The following is a 25,545-nucleotide window of genomic DNA, read 5'->3' on the forward strand; positions in this document are numbered from 1 at the left end:
TTATACTAAAATATCTTTTTTAAGAAAATGTGCGGCACCAATTGAAAACGATAACAAAATATAAAATAATAAAATCGCCAACGAATTGTATAAATCCGGCATTGGTACAGGGCTATCAAAAAGCAATCGCCATGAGGCCATATGTGTTGTGAATAAATACGGGTGCATAAACTTGAGCGAAGGCAAATCTAGCGCGGCTATGATGGTACTTAGAATAATAAATGCCATGGTAATGATAATGGGTGCAATTGAATTATTTGCAAAGCACGAGAGGGCGAAAGAAATAGCAGCAACCATACTTAATGCGACAAAGGCCACACCCAATGCTGCAATAAAACGCCAGGTTATATCGCCAGCCTGCAATACAGTTATTTCTTCGGTTTTCAGAACAATTAAATCGCCTACTCCAAAAATTAGTCTACCAACAATCAAAGAAACAAAGGCAAAAAATAACAGCACCGCTAGGATGTAAATTTGTCCTGCAGTAAATTTAGCAGTAAGTATAGAAAGCCGGCTTACCGGTTTCAACATCATTAAGCGTAATGTTCCTGAATCACTTTCGCCCGACATTAAATCACCGGTAACCAACGATATTAATAGTGGCACATGCACTATCAGCATTTGCAAAATAATAAAACAGATGGTGTTACCATTAAGTATGTTGCCTTCTATTACGAAAGATTGCTCCAGGGTTTGTGTAAACATTTCTATGTAGTTTCTACCATCGCTATACATAGCAAAATGTATGATAGCTGCAATAACACCTATAGCCCCAAAGGCAATATAGCTGCGCGGACGGGCAAAAATTTTATATATCTCAAGTCGAAGCACAGTTAGCCACATCATTCTATTTAATTTTTTGTTATTCGTAAAAATAATTCTTCTAATGGTCGCTGATACGTAATGCTGTAAACATTTACTCCCGCTTCATTCATCAGTTTGTTTATTGCAGCTACCTGATTTTTTTCTGCAGAAAATGAAATAACATTTTCTGCAATGCTTAATGCCGGTAATTGACCTGCAGAATTACTCCAAGTTGATTGTGCTAGCTCCATACTATCAATTTCCATCTTTACTGAATATACGCTGTTGGTGAGTAACTCTTTCACATCTCCTTCCAGAATTTTTTTTCCATTATTAATAATAATCATTCGTGTGGCAGTTAATTCTATTTCACTTAATAAATGCGATGAAAGCAAAACGGTCTTGCCCTTTTCTTGCGCCAAATGATTAATAAGGTTTCGTATATCAATTATTCCTTGCGGATCGAGGCCGGTGGTTGGCTCATCAAGTACAATAATTTCAGGATCATGTATGAGAGCCTGTGCTATACCTAATCTCTGTTTCATTCCATGCGAAAAGGACTTTACTTTATCTTCGTATCTTCCGTGTAGGCCAACAAAGTCAAGCATTTCGTAAATTTGCTTTTTACTTATATGCACACCGCTCAGGCGCGCAAAAATTTCAATGTTTTTAGCTGCAGAAAAGGTTTTATAAAAATCTGGTTTTTCAATTATTGCCCCTATCTTACCTAGCACGCTTGTTCGTTTCGAAGGCATTTCTTGCCCTAGAATTTTAATAGATCCATACGTTGGATATATCAAACCAAGCATCATACGCATGGTGGTACTTTTGCCTGCACCATTAGGGCCAAGGAAACCGAATACATCTCCTTTGTTAACAGTAAAACTTAGGCTGTCAACAGCCACAAACTTGTTAAAGTGTTTGCTGATATCATTTACTAAAATTACCTCTTCCATTTTCGTTTACCTTTATTTACGAATCTGTTTATCAGAAAAAACTTTATACTTTGATAAAACATAATTACTTTAGCCAAAACTCTTAAAAACAGTTAAAAATATAAGTCAGGTTTTAGTAAGAAATTTATCATCAGTAAATAAGACAAATTGGAACAAAACCCGAGGGACAAAGTAAATTCATTTATCAATAAAGTTTGGAGATATTCCTTGTAAAACTTGATTTCTATATTTTAACCTGGTGACCAACGAAAAGCTTAACTGAAAATTTTAATCAAATATAATTAGCCTAACAAGTAAAGTGCAAAATGGTTATTTCAAATAAAACAAAATCTAATATTCTATGAAATCAAAACTTACGTTATTCTTTATTTTTCTTTTTGTATCAGCCCAGTCGCAGAAATATGCCAATCATTGGTATTTTGGCTGTAATTCAGCAATTGATTTTAACTCCGGTGTTCCGGTAGTTCTGTCAAATAGTGCCATGTGTCAGGCCGAAGGATGTAGCAGTATCAGCGATGATGCAGGCAACCTTTTGTTTTACACAGATGGCTCAACCGTATGGGATAATACGCATGTAACCATGGCCAATGGTGTTGGGCTTGGCGGCAACGCATCATCAACACAAAGTGCGTTAATCGTGCGTCAACCGGGAACCACCACTACTTATTATATTTTTACAACTGATGGATTCAACGGTGGCAATGGGTTGCAATATAATGTGGTTGATATGACGCAAAACGGGGGCTTGGAGCTGTTACAATAAAAATCAATTGTTATATACGCCAACCACCGAGCGTGTTACTGCTTGCACGCATGCCAATGGAGTAGACATTTGGATACTTTCTCACGAGAGCTATAGTGGTACTTTTATCGCGCATTTGCTTACACAAACCGGATTGGCTCCGGGTACAGTAAACTCCACAATAGGACCGGTTTTTAATGGTTCCGGACTTGATTTTTTAGGGAATTTAAAATTCTCATCACAGGGCAACCGTGTTGGCATGGCAGTTAGTAATCCTGATTACTTTTGGCTATTCGATTTTGATCGTGCAACAGGAATACTCGCTAATCCTATTCAGCTGCAATCTACCGGAAACTTCGAGGGGGCCTATGGTATTGAGTTTTCCCCAAATGGAAATGTTCTTTATGGTACTTCAGAAATTCCTTTTAAGTTTTTTCAATGGGATTTAACCTCCGGTGTTGCAGCAACCATAGATGCTACACGTATTGATATTCCGGTTTTACCTATGGGTAGCTCCTATACAGGTGGATTACAATTAGCACCTGATGGAAAAATTTACATGACCCGTAATACCTGCACATGGCTGGCAGTAGTAAATAATCCCGATGTATATGGGGCAGGATGCAACTATGCCGACAGTGGATTGTTTTTAAATGGAGGTACGTGTATCTATGGGTTACCTAATCTTAATCAAAGTGTTTACCAACAAGTTTTGATAGACAAGTTTTGTATTGGAGATACCACTACTTTTTTAGTAAGCGACTCGTTAAGTTATTTTGCTTTTCAATGGGATTTTGGTGATCCCGGTTCGGGCCCCCTCAATGTTTCATATAATGCTTCTACATCGCATTATTACAGCGCACCTGGAAATTACACCGTTCAATTAATTCGGGGCTTATTTGTTGCCCCATTTAGCGATACTGCTACTTTTGATATTGAAATTAAAACTTGCTCTTCGGTAATTGCTAATTTATCATGCAGCGATACTTTGTTTTGCGATAAGCAATGCATCGACTTTTTCGATCAGTCGCAGTTTAATCCAACATCCTGGCAATGGACTTTTACCGGAGCCTCGCCATCATCATCTACCGATCAGAATCCTTCAGGAATCTGTTATAATAATTATGGTGCATTTGATGTGCAACTTATTGCCTGCAATGCAGCAGGTTGTGACACGGTATTGTTTGCCAATTTCATTAACGAGTTTCAACTACCACTACAACCAACGGTAACCAGCAGTAACGATACCTTGTATTGCAATGCAACTAATGTAAGCTTTGCATGGTACAATGTTACCAATCCAAATCTTGTGTTGAGCACAACCAACTTTTTTGCGCCAACCCTGGCAGGTCAATATTATGTTGTTATTACAGATAGTAATAATTGCGCAGTGGCATCTAATGTTTTTAGCTCCTCAGTTGGAGTGATGGAAATAACACAAGATAACATTAGCATGAATTATAACATGGAATTGGGGCAATTGATTGTTGAAAATACAGCAGGTGTTATGGAAAATGCTTTGCTTATTATTTACGATATCACCGGAAGAAAACTGTCGGAAGTAAACATTCCTGAAAGTGTGAATAAGTATATAGCTACTATTCCAACGTATAATCAAACTTGCATTGCACAACTTTTATACAACGACCAATCAATAAAACTCAAATTAATTTCTAAATAATAAATATAAATATAATGAGAACGCAAAATTTAATCTATTGCTTACTTTTACTAGTAAGCTATAACTTACAAGCTCAGAAAGAAGCCAATAAATGGTACTTCGGAACAAATGCCGCTTTGGATTTTAATTCAGGCTCACCGGTAGTAATTTCTCCCAGTTCAATGAATCAATTTGAAGGTTGCACAAGCATGGCAGATGCAAATGGCGACTTGCTTTTCTATAGCGATGGACAAACCATCTGGAATAAAAACCATAATACAATGGCCAATGGAACTGGCCTGTTAGGAAATAATTCAAGCACACAGTCGGTTTTAGCAGTGCGTCAACCGGGCAGTTCTGATTTATTTTATGTTTTTACAACTGATGGATTTGGAGGTGGCAATGGCTTCTCCTATTCAATTGTAGACATGACCCTTAATGGTGGCTTAGGAGGCGTTACTACAAAAAATGTTCAACTGTATACACCAACTTCTGAGCGTGTTGCTGCATGCAGACATGGTAATGGAATTGATTTGTGGATTATGTCGCACGACTTTCCCGGCAATTCATTTTATGCATATCAGTTAACCCCCACAGGAATAATAAATGTCCCCGTTATCACCAGCATGATACCTATGGTCAATACAGGTATAGCTTTTTTAGGAGGCATGAAATTTTCTCCAAATGCTGCACGACTTGCTTTTGCATTGGGAGAGCCTAACCAAATTTGGCTGTATGATTTCGACAACCTTACAGGTATTCCGTCCAACCCACAACAATTAGATGTAAACTTTAATTCATCAGGTTCATACTCTGTTGAATTTTCGCCAGATGCGAAAATTCTTTATGGTTCCGATTATAATTTATTTGAAATATATCAGTATGATTTAACTCAACCAACAACTGCTTTAATTAATAGTACCAAATATACCATTGTGGGTACGGGAGTATCAGCAGTTTTTTCGGGAACCTTACAATTAGCTCCTGATGCTAAAATTTACTGGGCACGAAATCCTTCCACCCACCTTGCAGCAATTGAAAATCCTAATGTTCTTGGCGTAGGATGTAATTATAACGATTCAGCAATTTTTCTTGGCCCTACCGGCAGCAGTCAGTATGGTTTGCCTTGCGTTAGCGCCCATATTTTTCAATTTATTGATATCGAAAAATTTTGCCTTGGCGACACCACTCTTTTTACTGCTTACGACTCGGTAAATTATGTAAGTTTTCAATGGAATTTTGATGACCCCGGTTCAGGCCCAAATAATTTTGCATATACCGCTACCGCATCGCACGTTTATACAGCACCCGGTAATTATAATGTGCAGTTAATAAGAGCATTTCTTTTTGCACCTTTTAGCGACACTACTTTTTTTCCAATAGAAATAAAAACATGTTCGTCTGTCATAGCCAACCTTTCGTGCAGCGACACACTTTTTTGTGATAAAAAATGTATTGACTTCTACGATCAATCGCAATTTAATCCAACCTCGTGGCAATGGACATTTACAGGAGCTTCGCCTTCATCCTCTACCGATCAGAATCCAACCGGAATTTGTTATAATAACTATGGAGCTTTTGATGTGCAGTTAATTGCATGCAATGCTGCCGGCTGCGACACGGTGCTCTTCACTAATTTTATTAATGAGTTTCAACTACCACCACAGCCAACCATTACAAGCAGTAACGATACATTGTATTGCAATGCAACTAATGTGGGCTATGCTTGGTTTAATGTAAATAATCCAAATCTTGTATTAAGTACTGATAGCTTTTTTGTGCCAACCATAGCCGGGCAATATTATGTAGTAATTACTGATAGCAACAGCTGTGCGGTTGCATCCACAGTGTTCACATCAACAGTATCTCTTCCTGAATTAGTTAATGGTAATCCGTTTTTGTTTTATAATTCCTCATTTAATGCCATTGTGATTAAAGCCAATTCACCTTTATCTAAAGTAATTATTTATGATGAAATAGGTAGAGAAATTAAACGAGTGATGTACAATTTGAATAGCGGCTTTGAAACAATTGAAATGCCACTATATCAAGGTGTGTGCTTTGTTAAGCTCGAAACACAAAATTCGGTATTCAGCTATAAACTGATTATTCAAAAATAAAAGAAATATGAGTTTGAATATTAATCACTGTTTGATTAATATCTCATCCACTTGAATAATTCCTTCCAAGTTACTTTTTTACCATACATTAAAATGCCGGTGCGATAAATTTTTGCAGCTAGTAAGGTAATCAATACAAACGTTACGGCTAGCAGTGCCATGCTTAAAGCTATTTGCCATGCAGGTGGTTCAAATGGCATGCGCACCATCATTACTATGGGCGATGTAAATGGGAAAATGCTACACCAGAATCCAAGAGGGCTATCAGGATTTTGCATCACTGCTGCTGCAGCTATATATGCAAAAATCAGAGGTATTGTAATTGGCAGCATAAATTGCTGCACATCCGTTTCGGCATCTACTGCAGCACCTACGGCAGCAAATAGCGATGCATATAGTAAATAGCCAAACAGAAAGTAAAATATAAACGCAAGCCCAATGCTTTTAAAATCATAGGCTTGTATGTTTTTACAATTTCATTTTCTTCTAAATGATCTGCATTTACCATCGGATTATTGCCCATGGCAGGTTGTTGCGAACCCACTTGCTTGGCCATGGCTTCTTTGCTCGTTCCCATTTTGTCGGCCATAAATGAAATGGAAACTGCGGCAACACCAAATGTTAGTAGCGCCCAAAGAATAAACTGAGTAAGGGCAACCATTGCAATTCCCAATATCTTTCCCATCATAAGCTGGAATGGTTTTACTGATGACATAATTACCTCAACTATACGGCTGGATTTTTCTTCCATTACCCCTCGCATTACTTGTGCGCCATAAATAAAAATAAACATGTAAATCAAAATACCCGAAACGAAAGCAAGAATAGAGGTTAACGTGGCATTGGTGCTGCTATTTTCCGAATTTATAAAACTGGTTTGTTTTAGTTTTACTTTTTGCTTGAGGGCAGCAAGTAACATTGGGTCTATATCATTTTTAACCAACGCATCTTCATCAGCAATTTTCTGAATTGACGATCTGATAGATTCTACCTTTGACATACTTGCTAACTTGGGTGTAAACAGCTCGTATGAAACACTATCACCAGCTGTGTTAAAAATATAAAGCAGACCGTAATATATTTCAGGGTTGAAAGACTTTTTTGCTTGTTCAATAGAAGATGTATCCGGATAGTACTGTATTACCCCATCTTTATTATTAAAGGATAACTGGCGCGCATACAACGCTTCTCTGCTATTATCTATAACAATAATATTAGTTTTTTCATCGCCACCACTGCTTTGAATATAAATGCTTATTGGAATAATAGCACCCATGAGCAAAGGCCCAAGCAGTGTCATGATGATAAAGGAGCGCTTACGAACTCGTGTAAGATACTCACGCTTAATTATGAGAAGTATTTTATTCATTATTTTGCAATGTTGCGTTAGTGTTAGACTCTCCTACAACGGTTATAAAAATATCATTCATGCTGGGAATATGTTCATTAAAAGATTTTATTTCTACAGATGGTAACAATGCCTGAAGCAAATCGTTAGGCCTTGCTCCATCAAGCATTTTAATGGTTGCAAAATTCCCTTCTTCAGTTTGTTTGTTATCGAGCAATTCGAAACCGGCCCACAGCGAATTAGCCAATGCTATTTTGCTTCCTTCATAATGCAATGTGTAAGAATCGGCTTTGTATTGTTTACGAATATCCTTAACAGCACCATGCAAAACTACTTTCGACTTATTGATTAATGCAATATGCGAACACAACTCCTCAACCGATTCCATGCGATGTGTGCTTAGCACAATGGATGTTCCATTGCGCTGCAATTCCAATAGTTCGTCCTTTACTATATTAGCGTTTATTGGATCAAATCCGGTAAATGGTTCATCAAGTATAAGCAAATTTGGCTTGTGAACTACGGTAGTAATAAATTGAATTTTTTGAGCCATACCTTTCGATAATTCTTCAATTTTCTTTTTCCACCAACCACGCATATCCATTTTTTCAAACCAGGTTCTAAGTTCAGCAACAGCCGTGCTGCGGCTCATGCCCTTTAATTGCGCCAGGTAAATAGCATGCTCGCCTACTTCCATTTTTTTGTAAAGTCCGCGTTCTTCGGGCATATAGCCTATTTGACTAATTGTATCTGGTGACAATGGTTTGCCTTCAAATAAAACCGTACCACTATCTGGGGCAGTAATCTGATTGATTATTCTAATCAACGAAGTTTTGCCGGCTCCGTTTGGGCCTAATAATCCATATACTTTTCCGGCTGGTATTTCCAGTGAAACATTATCAAGAGCAGTATGGCTTTCGTACCGCTTATATAGTTCCCTTATATCAAGTATGTTCATGCACTATTTTTTTGCAAATGTATATTTATTGAATACTCCATTCAGATTAATAGCTAATTATTTTGTTACATCATTAACATAGTAATGTATGCTGCCCGGTGATGAACAACTGCCTGACTATCTTTTTGCAAAAATGTGTCTTTCTTTTCTGTTTGTATTAATTAAAATTGATGTTGACTTAAATTGCAGTGAATCTTTATATACAAGAATAACTTTGTTATTCTTGCATCATGCATCCTTTGTTTAAGATAATTGCCCCAGGAGAGAGCGATACGCTCGATTACAAAAAGGAGATTACAAGTGCCTATAAGATTGCTAAAACAATGGTTTCGTTTGCTAACCATAAAGGAGGCTGCTTACTGATCGGTGTGCGCGATGATAAAACAATTGCAGGTATCAGAAGTGAAGAAGAAAAATATATGCTTGATTTGGCAGCCAATTTTTATTGCAAACCCGAAATTAAAATTGAGATAAAAGAATGGCAAATACAAGGCAAGATAGTGTTAGAAGCTTATATACCTGAAGGAAAAGAAAAGCCCTATGCATCAAAAGGTGAAGATGATAAATGGTGGGTTTACATTCGTGTAAAAGATCAATCGCTTCTGGCAAGCAAAGTAACTGTTGATGTGCTACGGAAATCTTCAAACGATAAACCACTAATCATAGAGTTTAGTAGCAAAGAAAAAGCATTACTCGAATATCTATCAAAAAACGATCGCATCACCTTAAAGCAATATTGTAAACTAATAAATATTAGCAGATGGCGTGCAACTAAGCTGATGGTTAATCTGATATCGGTTGGAGTAATTCGTGAACATACCCATGAGAAAACACCCTTTTATACGCTTAGTTGAAACCATTTATGATGCTAAAGAAACTTAATACTCTTCGCATACTTGAAAATAAAGGTTGATGTAAAAGTTTTTTTGTTACAGTTAACTATTTAAAAAGAAAAAAGGCTACATCCAATTAAGTCTGCAGCCTTTAAATATACACGTAACTAAATCTTCCAAAAATTATTACTTCTGGTTAGAAGTCTCGTCACTCACTGAAAGTTTTTTTCTTCCACGAGCTCTGCGAGCTGAAATTACTCTACGCCCATTTGCTGAAGCCATACGGAGGCGAAATCCATGCTTGTTTCTTCTTTTTCTGTTTGATGGCTGAAAGGTCCTTTTCATTTTTTGAGTCTATTTATTTTACCAGTTTTCTATTTCAATACGGATGCAAATGTAAATAATCCGCCTCATTTTGAAAGGGAAATTTTCAAAATAATTATTAAATTTCGTAAATGACAGATAATCAGCTTCTTAGGTAATCAGCCGAAAATAGTTTATAACTATCTAATTAAAGTCTGGGCAAGTAAACAAGCTTTTTAGTAGCGAAAAATTCTTCTTCAAAATAGTCAGATAAATTCTTGACTTCCAAATTTTTAGCTTGAAAATGTTCAAGTTCTTCCAAAGCTCCTCCCTTTAATGCAATGATTCCATTAGGCCTGGCATGCAGCGGTTTCCTTTTAAGACTTGTTGTGGTCCATTTATTCAAATCACTCATTGTGGCCACAGCGCGTGTTACAACAAACTCATATTGATTTTGCAATTTTTCGGCACGTATGCATTCAGCCTCACAATTCGTTAATTCCAATGCCTTAATTATTTCGCTAACACACATTATTTTTTTTGCAATTGAATCGACTAAATGAAAATGCGTGTTTGGAAAAAATATTGCCAATGGCAATCCGGGAAAACCACCTCCCGTGCCTATATCTAAAACAGTTGCATTGCTTTCAAATTTAATATACTTAGCAATAGCAAGGCTATGTAATATATGATGCAACACAATGTTGGATGTGTCTTTACGCGAGATCAAATTAATGCGCTCATTCCAAAAAATAATTTGGTCGTGCAGGTTATTAAATAACGCTAATTGTTCCTTAGTAAGTTGAGGAAAGTATTTAGTTAATAGATGTAAATCAGTCAATGGTTTTAAAAAGTATTAATCCATCGATTTTAATTCGTTGACTAATTCAGTCAGTGCTTTTTTAGCATCACCAAATAGCATGCTCGTTTTTGGATTATAAAACAACTCATTTTCAATTCCTGCATAACCGGCATTCATACTCCGTTTGTTTACGATTATGTTTTGAGCATTTTCTACATCAAGTATAGGCATTCCGTATATAGGCGAAGACTTGTCATTTTTTGCGGCAGGATTTACTACATCATTCGCACCTACCACCAACACCACATCAGTTGTGCTAAACTCGGGGTTGATGTCTTCCATTTCAACAAGTTTACCATAGTCTACATTGGACTCAGCCAGCAATACATTCATGTGGCCCGGCATACGCCCAGCTACGGGATGTATGGCATATTTAACATCCACTCCTCTTTCTTCCAAAATATTTTCAAGTTCATGTATCACGTGTTGAGCCTGTGCTACAGCCAGCCCGTAACCAGGAACAATAATTACCTTTTTAGAGTAATTCATAAGCACAGCTAAATCGGTTGTTGTTATATCCTTAATGTTACCTTTAATACCACTGCTGCTTTCGGTACTTGCAGTGCTTCCGCCAAATGCACCGAAAATAACATTGCTCAACGGTCTATTCATGGCTTTACACATAGCAAAAGTTAGTATAGTTCCAGCGCTACCAACAAGTATACCTCCGGTTAGCATTGCCTGATTTCCGTATAAGAAACCACCAGTAGCTGCTGCCAAACCAGTAAATGAATTTAACAAAGAAATTACCACAGGCATATCTGCTCCACCAATGGGAATTACAAACAATACTCCATACAACAACGACATTAAAAACAAAACCCAAATTGCAATGCCTGGTAATTCATGACTCATAATAATGTAACCTCCCATAGCAAGGGTAGCCAGCATAAAGACGTTATTCAGAATATTATAACTCGGCAGTCGGATTGCTTTACTTAATGTGCCATTTAATTTCATAAAAGCAATGATACTTCCCGAAAATGAAACAGAACCGATTATTAAACCAAGAACAATGCTAAGCATGATACCAAACCCTGCCCCCATTTCATGATTGTGCTTAAATTCGATAAGCGATATCAATGCGGCACAGGCACCGCCCATTCCATTGAAGAGTGAAACAAGCTCAGGCATCTTGGTCATTAACACCCTTTTGGCAGTAAGCCAACCTACAATTGTTCCTACTGCAATTGCTCCAAAAATAAGCGCATATACCAACATGGGAACTTCGCCTTCGTGAAGAAAAATTGTACCAAGAATGGCTAAGGTCATACCTGCAGCAGCATATAGGTTACCATTTCGAGCTGACTTGGCATTGCCCATCATTTTTAGCCCAATAATAAATGTTATTGAGGCAATTAAATATATAATATCAAGAAAATACTTTTTTTCCATTTGGATTATTTCGATAAACGCTTTATTACTTGTTTACTAACCTCTGATTACTTTTTCTTTTTAAACATCTCCAACATTCTGTCGGTAACAACAAAACCTCCAACTACATTTAATGTTCCAAGGAATACCGCAATTGTTCCAAGCGCAAGCGCAAGGATGTTACTTGTATCCACATTCAACATTACAATAATAGCACCTACTATGACTACACCGTGTATTGCATTGGCACCGCTCATCAAAGGGGTGTGCAATACAGACGGAACGCCACCAATTACTTCAACTCCCACGAATATACTCAGGATTACGATGTATATCATAGGCATGTTGCTGCTGATGAATTCTAAAGTTTCTTTCATATTTTAGGAAATTTAATTTATCTGTGATTTACCTTTAAGTACGATGCAAGAGCCTTTGGTAATTTCTTCTTCCATTTCATACTTAAATCCATCTTTGTTGCTAAGATGTAACAGGAACGTTTGAATATTTTTTGCATACAAATCGCTGGCATTCATTGGCAATAAACTTGGCATGTTTGACTCGCCAACTATAATTACACCATGCTTAGTAACAACTTTATTAAGCTCGCTCAACGGGCAATTACCACCTTGCTCAACAGCCATATCAACAACTACCGATCCGGGGCGCATATTTTTTACCATTTCTTCTGTTACCAACACAGGCGCTTTTTTGCCGGGAATTAATGCAGTAGTAATTACCAGATCGGCTTGCGTAATGTGCTTATAAAGCAATTCTTGTTGTTTTTTCAGAAACTCTTCTGAAACTGATGTTACATAACCACCGCCAGTTTTTACACTATCATCACCTTTAACTTCAATAAATTTTCCACCCAAAGATTCTACTTGCTCTTTTGTTTCGGGTCTTATATCACTAACCTCTACAATGGCACCAAGGCGCTTAGCAGTTGCAATGGCTTGTAACCCGGCTACACCGGCACCCATAATAACAACTCGGCTTGGTTTTATGGTTCCTGCAGCGGTCATTAACATTGGAAATATTTTACCTAAATAATTAGCCCCAAGCAATACGGTTTTATAACCTGCCAGATTACTTTGTGAAGAGAGAGCATCCATCTTCTGTGCCCTTGATATACGGGGTATAGCATCTACCGAAAACATGGTAATACCTTGCTTAGCACCTGCTTCAATAAGTTCTTTGTTTATTCCTGCAAACATAAAGCTGATATAGACAGCTTCGGGTTTCATTAAGGCAATGTCCGATACTTCGGCAGGATTTACTTTTAATAATACATCCGAATTACCAAAAACTGCATTACGATTTGCTATGGAGGCTCCTGCGGCTACATACATTTCGTTGCTGTACGATGCACCCTCGCCTGCTCCACTTTCAACTTGAACGATGTATCCGGCTGTTACCAGCGACTTTACTACCTCAGGAGTTAAGGCAACTCGTTTTTCGCGTTCCTTGGTTTCTTTGGCAACACCAACTATCATATATACTTATAGTTATTTTGTTAGGTTTTATTAAAAAATCGAAGTGTCTGATTTTTGTCGGGGGGCAAAGAAAACATTTTTTGGCAATTACTTAATTACTTATGTGATTAAAAATGCAATACACTTATAAATTGTAAAATCATTCCATCACTATTTACAAAAAACAAAAATAAAGTTTATAAGCTCATTCACTAGCTGAAGCATATCAATCTAAAATCAGCTATATTTGCTGCATCCTTATTAATGTCCAATCAATTAGATAACATTATTATAGCCATTGACGGCTACTCATCTTGCGGAAAAAGCACTTTGGCAAAAGCTATTTCTCGTAAGTTAGGATTAAAATATGTGGATAGTGGAGCAATGTATAGGGCAGTTACGTATTATTTTTTAAAAAATCACATTGATATTCCCCAACCGGGAGAAGTGGAACAGTTGCACCACAATAATTATAACGAAATCTTAAATAATATTTTTATCGAATTCCGTTTCAATAATACTACCCGGCAATCAGAAATTTATCTAAATGATGAGAAGATTGAAAAACAAATTCGTGAAATGCCTGTTAGTGAAAATGTGAGTCATGTAAGTGCTATTAGAGAAGTACGCAAGCATCTTGTTTTTATTCAACAGGAATATGGTAAAAATGGTGGGCTTGTAATGGATGGTAGGGATATTGGTACTACCGTATTTCCCAACGCTGATTTAAAAATATTTATGACAGCTGATATTGGTGTACGCGCCATGCGCAGATACAATGAGCTCATAAATAAAGGTGTAGCAATCACCTACGATCAGATTTATAACAACCTCGATTCGCGCGATTACGAAGATAGTCATCGAACTGAAAGTCCACTAATAAAAGCAGCAGACGCTATATTGCTTGATAACACGCTCTTGAACGAAGAAGAACAGGTTGACTTTGTTTTAAGCTATGCCGAAAACATAATTGGAAAAAAAATAACCGCTTTATAAATGAAAGTTACAATTGATAATGAGTCTGGTTTTTGCTTTGGTGTTGTTTACGCCATTCAACTCGCTGAGCAAGAGTTGGATAAAACAGGAACACTTTATTGTTTAGGCGATATTGTTCATAATAACATGGAGGTAGAGCGCTTAACCCGAAAAGGCTTAAAAATTATAGACCACACTCAACTTCAAGATTTAAAAGATTGCAAAGTGTTATTAAGGGCACATGGTGAGCCACCTTCTACTTATGAAACCGCCATTAAAAATAATATAGAACTTATAGATGCTTCTTGTCCGGTAGTGCTCAAATTACAATATAGGGTGCGAGATGGTTTTGAAGAAATGGAACAAAATAACGGGCAGATTGTAATTTATGGTGAAGAGAATCATGCTGAAGTAAATGGTTTAATTGGACAAACCGAAGGCAAGGCTATCTTAGTTCGGAATGAAGATGATCTTGATAAAGTTGATTTTAGATTGCCAATTCAGTTTTTTTCACAAACTACCAAAAGCACGGCAGGCTTCGAACATATGAAAGCCAAAATAGGAGAGCGCATTTTAGAAGTAAATGGAATAATTACGCAAGATAATTTCACAAGTAATGATACCCTATGCAGGCAGGTAAGTAATCGCGAACCACGCTTGCGAAAATTTGCTAAACAATATGACGTGATCATATTTGTAAGTGGGAAAAAAAGCAGCAACGGCAAAGTATTATATAACGTTTGTAAAGAAGAAAACCCAAGAAGTTATTTTATTTCAACTATTGAGGATTTGGACTATGCTCTATTTGATAATGCCAATACAGTTGGTATATGCGGTGCTACCAGCACCCCTATGTGGCTGATGGAAGAAATAGAAAAGGCCATTTCTGCAAATTTTTCAGCTACAACAACTTAGGTCAATAAGGTATTCAACATGTTGCTACAGCAGAGTCAATTTTAATTCTAGCTTTTGGCTAGGTTCTCTGAAGTTATTCTATAAGTAGTTATTATTTTTTCTGCGACTCTTAATGTCCCATCGTGTTTTAGTTGATTAAATGAAAAATTAAAGAGCTATCGACTAGGCATGACCATTTGAAAAATGTAAAACAGCTTTTTAAAAACTCCCATTATTTACCTGACATTTAGACAAGTAAAAAAAGCATTTATAGCGGTGCGAAAAAAAAGCACGAAAAAATCATGGTAAAGAATCGAAAAAATTGGTTTAAAAAGTAGATTTTTGACTAAGGCTTAAATTTCAATGGTAAAATATTTGCCGGTATATTCATAAAATAATCGATTGAATTACAACTGTATACAAATCAAGACACTCAGAAATAACTTTTCGGTATAATTTTTAGTATTGTTTTTGGCGAATTGTAACGCAATTCATTCTATTGAGTTAATAGGTGCAACTCAATAGTCCCATTTTTAATAACTAAACTTTCTCTTAATGGAAAGACCAAAACTAAACCAATTAATTGGGTTGTTAAGGCATGCCTTGTGCTTTGTAAGCGCAATTTGCCTCTCAACCACGCAAGTAAAAAGTGCTACCATTACCGATCCTATTGGTGCTGCATTAACTACAAATCACATGTGGAACACATGGCAAATGCAGGTGATGTATCCCGCATCCATTCCAACTAGTAATGCTGGCTCATTACCGGGGAATCAATGGTCAGTTTATGCTTCGGGCTGTGTGGCCCCTGGTGCATATACGCCTGCCAATTACCTTCAATATAATAGTGTAAACAACCTATGTACCGGAGGCATTGATACCAGTTGTGCATACATTTCATCTGCCCCACTTGATTTTTCAGGCAGAGGGGGCGCAGCAGCTACCGTAAATTTCTGGCTCTATCATGAAACATTTCAAAATACACGCTTTGGAATTCCGGCAGCATTTCAAAACAGACAGTCAGACACGGTGCAAGTATACGTTAGTAACTCAACATCGGTTGCCGGTGCTACGTTAATAGGAACTACCTGGGTTGATACCATTGGCTGGGGTGCAGGCAATGCATGGAGGCAACATTCTTACTCAATACCACCTCTTGCACAGTTTAATGGTTGCGCGCCTGTTTATATTATTATCATGGCCAAAACGTGGGATTCGCGAAGAAATATATATATGGATCAAATATCATTTGATCATTTTCCTACAAGGATGGCGATTACCAGTGCTAACATACATTCACAAAACACCTTAACGGTGAGCCCTGGCAGTACCAATAATCTGGTAATTGGTGTAAAGGTTACAACCTGTGGTTCGCTTCCTTCTAATTGTGGCGGGATAGCACGACTCGACTCTATGTATTTTCTTGCTACAGGAACCAACATTCCAAATGATGTTGCTAATGCCAAATTATTTTTCACAGGAACAAGTCCCATATTCAGTTCAGCAATGCCAGTGTTTGGAGCTCCTATAACAACGCTTGCTAATGCCGGTCCATACCTTGCTTTTGGCACTACCCCAATTGGTGGCCCGGGTGCAGTAAATCTAGTAATGGGAGACAATTACTTTTGGCTGACTTATGACATAAAAACTAGTCCACCATCTACACCAGGAAATATTGTAGATGCCGATTTTATAAAAATTGTAGGCGATACCTGTGGCACGGTATTTTTTAATAATGGCACTGCAGGAAGTTTGCCGGGTGGTTCTATCATAGGGGTAAGCTATTGTACGGGCTCTTACACTGTAGGAACAGCTTTTGCTAACTATACAGTTAATGACTATATAGGGAGTGTTTATGTCTCCAGTATCGGTGGTGGCGACCCTTTGCTTAGCCAATATCATGACAATACCATTCCTTACAATACCAATGGCAGCAATCCTATTTGTTCGGGTGTAGGTGGTGCCGGAGGTCAATGGTGCGATCGCCATGCTCCTCACAACCCTGATTATACCTTGTTTCCACCAACAAATTCAGGATCAGGTAAAGACAGAACATTAATACTTAAAGCAGGTCAGGGAATACGCACAGGTAGTGCATCCGAAGAGATTTGTGTTGCTCCGGGCACCTGGTTTTCGGCAAATACGATTAAGATGTGGATTGATTGGAATGGCGATGGTGACTTTAATGATAGTATAAACGGTGTAGGAGGATGGATTAGTGAAACCATTGGTTTCACCGGCAATTTATCGGCAAATTCTCAAATGAGCGTAATTGGATATCCTGCTAAAGGTGCAGGACGCCCATTCAACCCTGCGTATCAAGGTGTGCAATGGTATGCCCTACCGCTAAACGTGCCAAACATTGGTGATGTTGTTACAGGTGGTGTTGGCCCATTTGCAAATTTTACTTCCAAAACGGTACGTTTGCGTGTACGTGAAGTATTTGCCGGTTCAAGCGGATTCATAACCCCATGTTCTATTCATACATTTGGTGAAACCGAAGATTATGATGTTACCATTGTAGAAGATTGCCCATTGCCAGGCAGCAAACTGTGTAAATGGTTGGGCGGTACACCCGGTAATCCTGCCGATTGGTTCACTGCAACCAATTGGTGTCCTGGTATTCCTACTGCAAATGATACAGCATTAATTACGCCCGTTACATTAATTAATGGCTTGGCTAATTATCCTATTATTACTACAAATCAAAATCCGGTATGTGCTACGTTGAAAATTTATAATCCGGCAACTGTTACCATTGATGCGCCTCAGCAGTTTGTGGCAGGCAACCCTAATGCTACATCGCCTCAAAGCGGAACATTTCATATGTTTCATAATGTCTTAATTGGTGATCAGCCATTGCAAACCAATCCCAAGTTAATAGTTAATTCTGCATATAATAAGACTGTTGTTTCAGGAGTACCTTCGGCTGTGGGCCAAACACTTATTTCGCCTTTCAGGCCTGATAGAACTGATAATAAATTTCAATACACCTATACTCCATCTGAACTACAGGTGATGGGACTTGAAAGTGGCGATCAATTAATGAATATGGCATTTACGTTAAGAAATTCGGTAGCCATGCTCAGCGCTCCAAATGGTAAAACAACAATCAGAATGTGGCAAACCGATGCAACGTCAGCATTCCCACTAATTGCACCTTTGGGAGTAGAAGTGGCAGTGAATAATACAGCACTCACCAATATTCCTGCAGCTGGAGTTATTAATAATCCAGTTACTGTATTAAACAATACATCGATACAATTGCCTGCGTTACCTGCTAATACGAATGTAAACTTTACCATTAATTTCTCATCACCTTATGTGCTTGATGTTACCAAATTTTTAACCGTAGAAATTACCAAGGACAGTAGTTTTGTTGGGGGAGGTACTCCCGCATTTCCGGTTCTATATGAGGCCACAATCGGGCGTTCATCTGTTTCAATAATTCCAACTGTGAACGCAGCTTCAGCTTTAGCAGCACTTACAATTGGAGGAGCTGCCGGAGGGTTAAATACCAATGGCACACTTGTTACTGGAACAAATGCCCCGGCATTTGGTGGTGGCGTTCTTTCTGCCACAACCTTCTCGTTTAGGCCTACCACCACATTTGGTGTTACAAGATCATTTGATGATTACACCATTGAGGTTAATCATAACTGGATAAATAACGGGCTTCCCGGAGGAACAAATTTTGTTCGTGGTAATTCGCTGGTTAAGTTTTTGAACACTACTGCACCGGGCTTTGGCAATGGTGACAGCATTATGGGTACACAAGTTACTACCTTTAATAAACTTGAAATGAGTGATGCCGTTGGAATTATAATGAATGTTACCGGCAATATAGTAGGTGGCGGTGCTTATCCTTTCAACAATTCAGGAATAATTATCGATTCAAATTTAATATGCACCAATGGATCATTTAATTTAAGTCAGCATTTAATGACTGTAAATAATTCGTTAACCAATGCCATAACGCGTACCGGTGGCCATATACTAAGTGAACGTTCTGATAATTATAATCGTGTTAAGTGGAAGATTGGTACCAATAATCAACTTCACACATTTCCATTTGGAACCCCTACAGGATATATTCCTTTTTCTTTTCAACTTAAGAGCAATACATTTGGCGATGTTGTGGCATCCACTTATGGTACTGCTTCAAACAATCTTCCCTGGCCTTCTACCCCAACGTTCGTAAACAATCTTTATAATCAGAAGTATTGCATTGCAGATAATTCGCCTAGCACTGTTGACCGCTTTTGGCAATTAGATGTTTCTAATCCCGGAGGTGGTGGTGTTGCTAAAATGGAATTTACATACCTGCCCTCAGAACTAACCGGAAATCTAAATATGGCAAGTGTACCTATGTTGCGTGCTTCAAGATACGAGGCTTCTACTCCAAGGGCTGCTTCATGTTTCGGAGTTATTCCGGGTGGTTTTGGAGTTTGGGGTACACCCCAAAACGGCTATTCCATAGCTTCGCTAACAAACCCAAACCAAACAACGGGGCCAGCCTGGTTGGGTAATTCATTCTCAGTACAAGTAGATTCTGTAACTCAGTTTTCGCCATGGACCTTATCAAGTATGCATTCACCGCTTCCACTTAACCTTTTAAGTTTCAATGCTAAAGCCATCGAAGAAAAAGTTAAAGTGTATTGGTCTGCTACCGGTGACGAAAAGTTACAACAATATATAGTTGAAAAATCTACTGATCAGGATGTGTTTAATTTTATGAATGCAAAACCTGCGTTGTTAATTGGCACTATTCATAACTATGAAACGTTTGATATTAGCCCTATTGAAGGCATTAACTATTATCGCTTGAAAATGATTGATTACTCTGGCGACTTTGGTTATAGCGAAGTTATTCCGGTTATGTTCGGCAAATCCGATTTCGCCATTGTTGGTGTTGCCCCTCAGCAAGAGCATGCTTTAATTGTAGCATTTAATTACAATTCCGAATTGCCATATAATTATACAATGATGGATTTGATGGGACGCATTATTAGTAAGGGCGAGCATATGCTAGCTACAAAAGGCAGAAACGAAATCAGATTGCCATTTGATGCAGCCAGGGGAGTTTACCTTATCTCCATTTATAATGAAAAGGAAGCAGACACACGAAAGTTTAATTACTAAAGAAACACCTTATCGTTCTTGTAAAAAGTCACCTGCGGGGGTGACTTTTTCGTTTCTATGAAGTTGGTCATATAAAATTTTTCTTCTTTTTTTAAAAAAACTCTTTCCACCATCTCAAGTTAGTCTTAACAAAGTCTGTATGAAAATGTTTCGGCATTAAGTAAAAAGCAAAATCAACATATATAGGTACAGTTAAGCATTTTTAAGTACCTCTAGCCCAATTGAATTTTATTTGAAAAAAATATTATATGTTTTTTGTGCAGTTTTCAAATCTCAAACTCCCTAAAATTTGCAATACTTGAGTTACATTATGCTTTTGAAGCATGCTGTAAGTTATCAAATTTTATTTTGAGTTTGAATTCCTATTGACGTCTATATCTAAAAGTAAAGCCTTTAACTTTTATGATTTGAACAAGATTCGATGACAATGAAATAATATTTATCACATCAAGAAAACAATTTACCTTTGCACAGGTTATTCTACAGTTACACTAACAAATATAGATAAATGACATTTAAAAGCCTTGCTGATTTTGTTACATTACTCGAAAGCGAAAATCAATTAATCAGAATTAAGGAATATGTAAACCCGCATTTGGAAATTACTGAAATAATTGACCGATTGTCGAAACACGATGGCCCTGCTGTATTATTTGAAAATACAGGAACTGAATTTCCACTACTAATAAATTCGATGGGAACTGAGCAGCGCATGTGCATGGCTCTTGGGGTTAATCACCTAGATGATATAGCCAATGACTTGGAACAAATGTTTAAGACCATTACGGCTCCCAAAAATAGTTTTTTAGACAAACTGAAATTATTACCACAGCTGGGGCAGATAGGTTCGTGGATGCCTAAACAAATAAGTGGTCGTGGTGCATGTCAGGAGGTGGTAATGAGCAATCCTGATATTACTAAACTTCCGGTAATGACTTGCTGGCCCGAAGATGGAGGTCCTTTTATTACTTTGCCTGTTATACAAACGTTAGATCCACATACCGGCATTCGCAATATAGGAATGTATCGTATGCAAGTATTTGAAAAAACCATGACGGGTATGCATTGGCACCGTCACAAAGTAAGTGCACGCCATTTTAATGAGTACAAAAAAATGGGAAAGCGTATGCCGTTGTCGGTCATTCTTGGTGGCGACCCTTGTTATACTTATTGCGCTACCGCTCCCCTACCCGATGGTGTTGACGAGTTCATTCTTGCCGGCTTCTTGCGCAAGCGCAAGGTTGAATTAGTAAAATGCATAACAAATGATTTATATGTCCCATCCGATGCTGATTTTGTAATAGAAGGTTACGTAGATCCTGAAGAAGAATTTATTTTGGAGGGCCCATTTGGAGACCATACCGGCTATTATTCTTTAGCCGATTATTATCCGCGATTTCATATAACCTGCATCACCCATCGCAAAAATGCTATCTATCCATCTACCATTGTTGGTGTGCCTCCGCAAGAAGATGCGTGGATTGGCAAAGCAACCGAACGCATTTTTATTGCACCAATTAAGATGACCATGCTGCCAGAAATAGTTGACATGGTGCTTCCGGTTGAAGGTGTATTTCATAACTTGGTAATAGTAAAAATTAAAAAAGAATATCCGGGTCATGCTTTAAAGGTAATGAATAGCTTGTGGGGTGCCGGACAAATGATGTTTACTAAAATGATGATTGTAACAGATGGTGATGTTAACATACACGATATACCATCCATAGCCAGACATATTGCAGCCAATGTAGCTGTAGCAAATGATTTGTACTTTACACAAGGTCCTACGGATGTGCTCGATCATAGTTGTTCGCGCATGTCGTTTGGTGGCAAACTTGGAATAGATGCTACTATTAAATGGGAAGAAGAGATGCCCCTAAACAGTAGGAATGATAAGAAGGTTACTCGAATTAATACGGAACTCATACAAAAAAAATTTCCCGAAATAAAAGCTATAAATGCATCGCTATGCAATACCGGAATCCCACTCCTATTCATAACAGTGGAGAAAAATCGCAAATCGCATTTACACGAGTTAAGCGCGCAGTTAATAAACGAAGCACTTGTTGGTTCGGCAACGGTCATTTTATTTTTAGAAGGTAATTGCAATATTAGTTTTGTTACCGATGCGGTGTGGCGGTTTACCAACAATGTTGACCCTAAGCGCGATCATTGGTTTGGTGCTGATGGAAACATTGTATTTTTTGATGGTACGCGAAAAACAAAAGAGCTGGATGGATTTGACCGCGACTGGCCAAACATTCTTATCAGTGATGATGCCACCATTGCTAAAATTGATAACCTTTGGAACAGCCTTGGCCTTGGCAAGTTTCTAGAGTCTCCTTCACTTAGGTATAAGAGTCAGGTGTATGAAGGCGGTGCAATAGCACGTTGATGTTGGAAAAAATTTAATTGAACATGTGCGGATTAACTAAGTTCATCTATTTAAAAGGAATGAGAATAAACAGCTTGCTTTGTTCTGTTAAAAAAATAATTTAATATTTTGGACAACTGTAAGTTAATCAGGTTTTATAAAGGCTGTGAAAAAGTAAAGTGCAGAAGAAATTAGAAACGATAAACAAATAGCAATAGAAAGGTGTTAGTAGCATAAAATTAAATTACATATAATTGATGCTTGAATCAAAACTGATAAATATGGAAGACGGAATAGAATTTAACGATGGATACAAAAGAACAGACCATTATAACGAAGAAGCCTTAATAGAAGGAGTTGATGCCTACAAATCGATACTTGATATGGTTGGCGAAGATACCTCACGCGAAGGATTGCTAAAGACTCCCATTCGTGCCAGTAAGGCTATGCAATTTCTTACGCATGGTTACGATATCAATCCTGAAGAAATTTTACGCAGTGCCATGTTCAATGAAGAATATAGTCAAATGGTATTAGTTAAGGACATTGAAATATACTCCCTTTGCGAACATCACTTGCTGCCCTTTTTTGGAAAAGCACATATAGCTTATATACCTAACGGTCGAATTGTTGGATTAAGTAAAATTCCGCGTGTGGTAGATGCCTTTGCACGCAGGCTTCAGGTACAAGAGCGCCTTACTAACGAAATTCGCGATTGTATACAAAACACCCTAAAGCCGCTTGGTGTAGGCATTGTAATTGAAGCACAACATTTGTGCATGCAAATGCGAGGCGTGCAAAAACAAAATTCAATAACAACAACAAGCGCTTTTACTGGTGAATTTGAAAAAGATGCAACCCGAAAAGAGTTTATTACTTTAATAGGACGACATTCGAGATAAGCGCGAACTGAGGGCTTACCTTTGTATCATAACAACCTTGTTATGATTTTAAATGACCATTCGGAAAGCTTGCAAAAGCAACTGTTGATATAGTTGGCAAAGCATTTTTTTAATTATAAGTTTGCGGTCGCTTAAGCAATTAAGTGCAAACAATTTCAAAGAAAAATTTTCACGTATGAACATTGAATTCAATATTAACGAAGATGCGATGAAGAAGCTCATCGAGGAGCTTAACTTTAAAACAGCAAAAACATACGAAGGCGGTGGAGCCAAGGCAATAGCCAAGCATAAAGAAAAAAACAAAATGACTGCTCGCGAGCGCATCGCATACTTGCTCGATGAGGATAAGCCTGTAATTGAAATAGGCACGCACACGGCTGATGGGATGTACGCAGAGTATGGCGGCTGCCCCAGCGCAGGTGTGGTAGTGCAAATGGGTTACATTAAAGGACGATTGGCAATGGTTGTAGCCAATGATGCAACCGTTAAGGCTGGTGCGTGGTTCCCCATGACAGGCAAAAAGAATTTGCGTGCTCAAGAAATAGTAATTGAAAATAAAATACCCATTGTTTACCTGGTTGATAGTGCCGGTGTTTTTTTACCAATGCAGGACGAAATATTTCCCGATAAGGAACACTTCGGACGCATATTCCGTAACAATGCGATTATGTCATCTTCGGGAATAATACAAATAGCTGCTATTATGGGCAGTTGTGTTGCCGGAGGCGCTTATCTTCCCATTATGAGTGACGAGGCAATGATTGTAGACAAAACCGGATCGGTTTTTCTTGCGGGCAGTTATTTAGTAAAAAGTGCCATTGGTGAAGATATCGATAACGAAACATTGGGTGGTGCCATCACACAATGCGAGATAAGCGGTGTTACAGATAATAAATTTGCAGATGATGCTTCGTGCCTTGATTACATAAAAAATATTTTTTCAAAATTAGGTGCTCCTACTTTTGCGGGCTTCAATCGTGATTTGCCGCAATTGCCGGCTAAAGAAATTAAGAACATGTATGGCATATTACCTGCCGACCGCGATAAGTCGTATGATATGCGTGAACTCATTGCCTGTTTAACTGATAATAGCGAGTTTCAGGAATATAAAGAGAAATACGGCCAATCTATCTTATGTGGCTATGCACGTATTGAAGGATGGAGTGTTGGCATAGTTGCCAACCAACGAAAGGTGGTAAAAAGCAAAAAAGGCGAAATGCAATTTGGTGGTGTTATCTATAGCGATTCGGCAGATAAAGCGGCACGCTTTATCATGAATTGTAATCAACGCAAAATTCCGCTTGTCTTTTTACAAGATGTTACTGGCTTTATGGTGGGCAGTCGCAGCGAGCATGGAGGCATTATTAAAGATGGAGCCAAACTAGTGAATGCCATGAGTAATAGTGTGGTGCCTAAATTTACCATCATTGTTGGTAATAGTTATGGAGCTGGCAATTACGCTATGTGCGGTAAGGCATATGATCCACGACTAATTGCAGCGTGGCCAACTGCGCGAATAGCCGTAATGGGAGGTTCGCAAGCAGCAAAAACGTTGTTGCAAATTCAGGTTAGTGCCCTCAAATCAAAAGGTCAGGAAATAACTCCTGAAGATGAAAATGAGCTTCTCAAAAAAATTACTGATAGGTATAATACACAGCTAAGTCCATATTATGCGGCTTCGCGTTTGTGGGTTGATGCTATCATTGATCCTGCAGACACACGCAAATGGATTAGTTTAGGAATCGAAGCTGCTAATCACAGCCCAATTACAAAAGCATATAATGTTGGTGTAATTCAAACCTAGAAAAGGCTTGACTTAAAAAAAA

At 38.0% G+C, this 25,545-nt stretch carries 20 protein-coding genes; 10 read left to right on the forward strand and 10 right to left on the reverse strand.

Annotated features, from left to right (window positions below; all coding sequences use genetic code 11):
• Both IPO27_17190 and IPO27_17195 read right to left on the reverse strand, forming a co-directional pair.
• Positions 1 to 843, reverse strand: coding sequence for an ABC transporter permease subunit (locus IPO27_17190; GenBank protein ID MBK8848168.1), 843 nt, complete (start codon positions 841 to 843; stop codon positions 1 to 3).
• 8 nt (positions 844 to 851) lie between these two features.
• Positions 852 to 1,760: an ABC transporter ATP-binding protein gene (locus IPO27_17195; protein MBK8848169.1), complete on the reverse strand. Its 909-nt coding sequence runs from the start codon at positions 1,758 to 1,760 to the stop codon at positions 852 to 854.
• 340 nt (positions 1,761 to 2,100) lie between these two features.
• Here IPO27_17195 and IPO27_17200 point away from each other — a divergent pair, with 340 nt between their 5' ends.
• From IPO27_17200 to IPO27_17210, 3 genes are read left to right on the forward strand one after another with little or no spacing between them, the layout of a single operon-like run.
• Positions 2,101 to 2,523 (forward strand): hypothetical protein, encoded by a 423-nt coding sequence (locus tag IPO27_17200; protein ID MBK8848170.1) that lies wholly within the window; start codon positions 2,101 to 2,103, stop codon positions 2,521 to 2,523.
• A 7-nt stretch (positions 2,524 to 2,530) separates the two neighbouring features.
• Positions 2,531 to 4,183: a PKD domain-containing protein gene (locus IPO27_17205; protein ID MBK8848171.1), complete on the forward strand. Its 1,653-nt coding sequence runs from the start codon at positions 2,531 to 2,533 to the stop codon at positions 4,181 to 4,183.
• A 14-nt stretch (positions 4,184 to 4,197) separates the two neighbouring features.
• Positions 4,198 to 6,282: a PKD domain-containing protein gene (locus IPO27_17210; protein MBK8848172.1), complete on the forward strand. Its 2,085-nt coding sequence runs from the start codon at positions 4,198 to 4,200 to the stop codon at positions 6,280 to 6,282.
• Positions 6,283 to 6,317: 35 nt separating this feature from the next.
• Here the strand turns inward: IPO27_17210 and IPO27_17215 are convergent, their stop codons facing one another.
• The 3 genes from IPO27_17215 to IPO27_17225 are packed head-to-tail and all read right to left on the reverse strand — an operon-like array spanning position 6,318 to position 8,588.
• On the reverse strand, positions 6,318 to 6,746 hold the full coding sequence (locus IPO27_17215; GenBank protein MBK8848173.1) for an ABC transporter permease: 429 nt from the start codon (positions 6,744 to 6,746) through the stop codon (positions 6,318 to 6,320).
• Entirely contained in the window at positions 6,653 to 7,651 is a 999-nt protein-coding gene (locus IPO27_17220) for an ABC transporter permease (GenBank protein ID MBK8848174.1), read from the reverse strand. Before IPO27_17220 ends, IPO27_17215 begins: the two co-directional genes overlap by 94 nt.
• Positions 7,644 to 8,588: an ATP-binding cassette domain-containing protein gene (locus IPO27_17225; protein MBK8848175.1), complete on the reverse strand. Its 945-nt coding sequence runs from the start codon at positions 8,586 to 8,588 to the stop codon at positions 7,644 to 7,646. The genes IPO27_17220 and IPO27_17225 overlap by 8 nt, the downstream gene beginning before the upstream one ends.
• Positions 8,589 to 8,818: 230 nt before the next feature.
• Between IPO27_17225 and IPO27_17230 the strand changes: the two genes are divergently transcribed.
• Entirely contained in the window at positions 8,819 to 9,442 is a 624-nt protein-coding gene (locus tag IPO27_17230) for an ATP-binding protein (protein MBK8848176.1), read from the forward strand.
• 165 nt (positions 9,443 to 9,607) lie between these two features.
• Here the strand turns inward: IPO27_17230 and rpmH are convergent, their stop codons facing one another.
• The 5 genes from rpmH to IPO27_17255 all read right to left on the reverse strand — a co-directional run bounded on the left by rpmH (position 9,608) and on the right by IPO27_17255 (position 13,453).
• Positions 9,608 to 9,766, reverse strand: coding sequence for a 50S ribosomal protein L34 (gene rpmH / locus IPO27_17235; GenBank protein MBK8848177.1), 159 nt, complete (start codon positions 9,764 to 9,766; stop codon positions 9,608 to 9,610).
• A 166-nt stretch (positions 9,767 to 9,932) separates the two neighbouring features.
• Positions 9,933 to 10,565, reverse strand: coding sequence for a 16S rRNA (guanine(527)-N(7))-methyltransferase RsmG (rsmG, locus tag IPO27_17240; protein MBK8848178.1), 633 nt, complete (start codon positions 10,563 to 10,565; stop codon positions 9,933 to 9,935).
• A 15-nt stretch (positions 10,566 to 10,580) separates the two neighbouring features.
• On the reverse strand, positions 10,581 to 11,981 hold the full coding sequence (locus IPO27_17245; protein ID MBK8848179.1) for an NAD(P)(+) transhydrogenase (Re/Si-specific) subunit beta: 1,401 nt from the start codon (positions 11,979 to 11,981) through the stop codon (positions 10,581 to 10,583).
• A 47-nt stretch (positions 11,982 to 12,028) separates the two neighbouring features.
• Positions 12,029 to 12,337 (reverse strand): NAD(P) transhydrogenase subunit alpha, encoded by a 309-nt coding sequence (locus tag IPO27_17250; protein MBK8848180.1) that lies wholly within the window; start codon positions 12,335 to 12,337, stop codon positions 12,029 to 12,031.
• Between the two features lie 12 nt (positions 12,338 to 12,349).
• Positions 12,350 to 13,453 (reverse strand): Re/Si-specific NAD(P)(+) transhydrogenase subunit alpha, encoded by a 1,104-nt coding sequence (locus IPO27_17255; GenBank protein MBK8848181.1) that lies wholly within the window; start codon positions 13,451 to 13,453, stop codon positions 12,350 to 12,352.
• Between the two features lie 243 nt (positions 13,454 to 13,696).
• On the opposite strand from IPO27_17255, the gene IPO27_17260 reads away from it, so the two are divergent.
• From IPO27_17260 to IPO27_17285, 6 genes are all read left to right on the forward strand, one after another.
• Entirely contained in the window at positions 13,697 to 14,428 is a 732-nt protein-coding gene (locus tag IPO27_17260) for a (d)CMP kinase (protein MBK8848182.1), read from the forward strand.
• Positions 14,429 to 15,322: a 4-hydroxy-3-methylbut-2-enyl diphosphate reductase gene (locus IPO27_17265; protein ID MBK8848183.1), complete on the forward strand. Its 894-nt coding sequence runs from the start codon at positions 14,429 to 14,431 to the stop codon at positions 15,320 to 15,322.
• 534 nt (positions 15,323 to 15,856) lie between these two features.
• Positions 15,857 to 20,443 carry a hypothetical protein gene (locus tag IPO27_17270; GenBank protein ID MBK8848184.1) on the forward strand — a complete coding sequence of 1,529 codons (4,587 nt, stop codon included), beginning with the start codon at positions 15,857 to 15,859 and terminating at the stop codon, positions 20,441 to 20,443.
• 508 nt (positions 20,444 to 20,951) lie between these two features.
• The gene (locus IPO27_17275; protein ID MBK8848185.1) at positions 20,952 to 22,838 is read left to right on the forward strand and encodes a menaquinone biosynthesis decarboxylase; all 1,887 of its coding nucleotides are present in this window, start codon (positions 20,952 to 20,954) and stop codon (positions 22,836 to 22,838) included.
• 236 nt (positions 22,839 to 23,074) lie between these two features.
• On the forward strand, positions 23,075 to 23,719 hold the full coding sequence (gene folE / locus IPO27_17280; protein ID MBK8848186.1) for a GTP cyclohydrolase I FolE: 645 nt from the start codon (positions 23,075 to 23,077) through the stop codon (positions 23,717 to 23,719).
• Between the two features lie 175 nt (positions 23,720 to 23,894).
• A complete protein-coding gene (locus tag IPO27_17285) occupies positions 23,895 to 25,523 on the forward strand; it encodes an acyl-CoA carboxylase subunit beta (protein MBK8848187.1) in 1,629 nt (542 codons plus the stop codon).
• The last annotated feature ends 22 nt before the right edge of the window (positions 25,524 to 25,545 follow it).

Source organism: Bacteroidota bacterium, assembly GCA_016714535.1.
Lineage (GTDB): Bacteria > Bacteroidota > Bacteroidia > AKYH767-A > OLB10 > JADKFV01.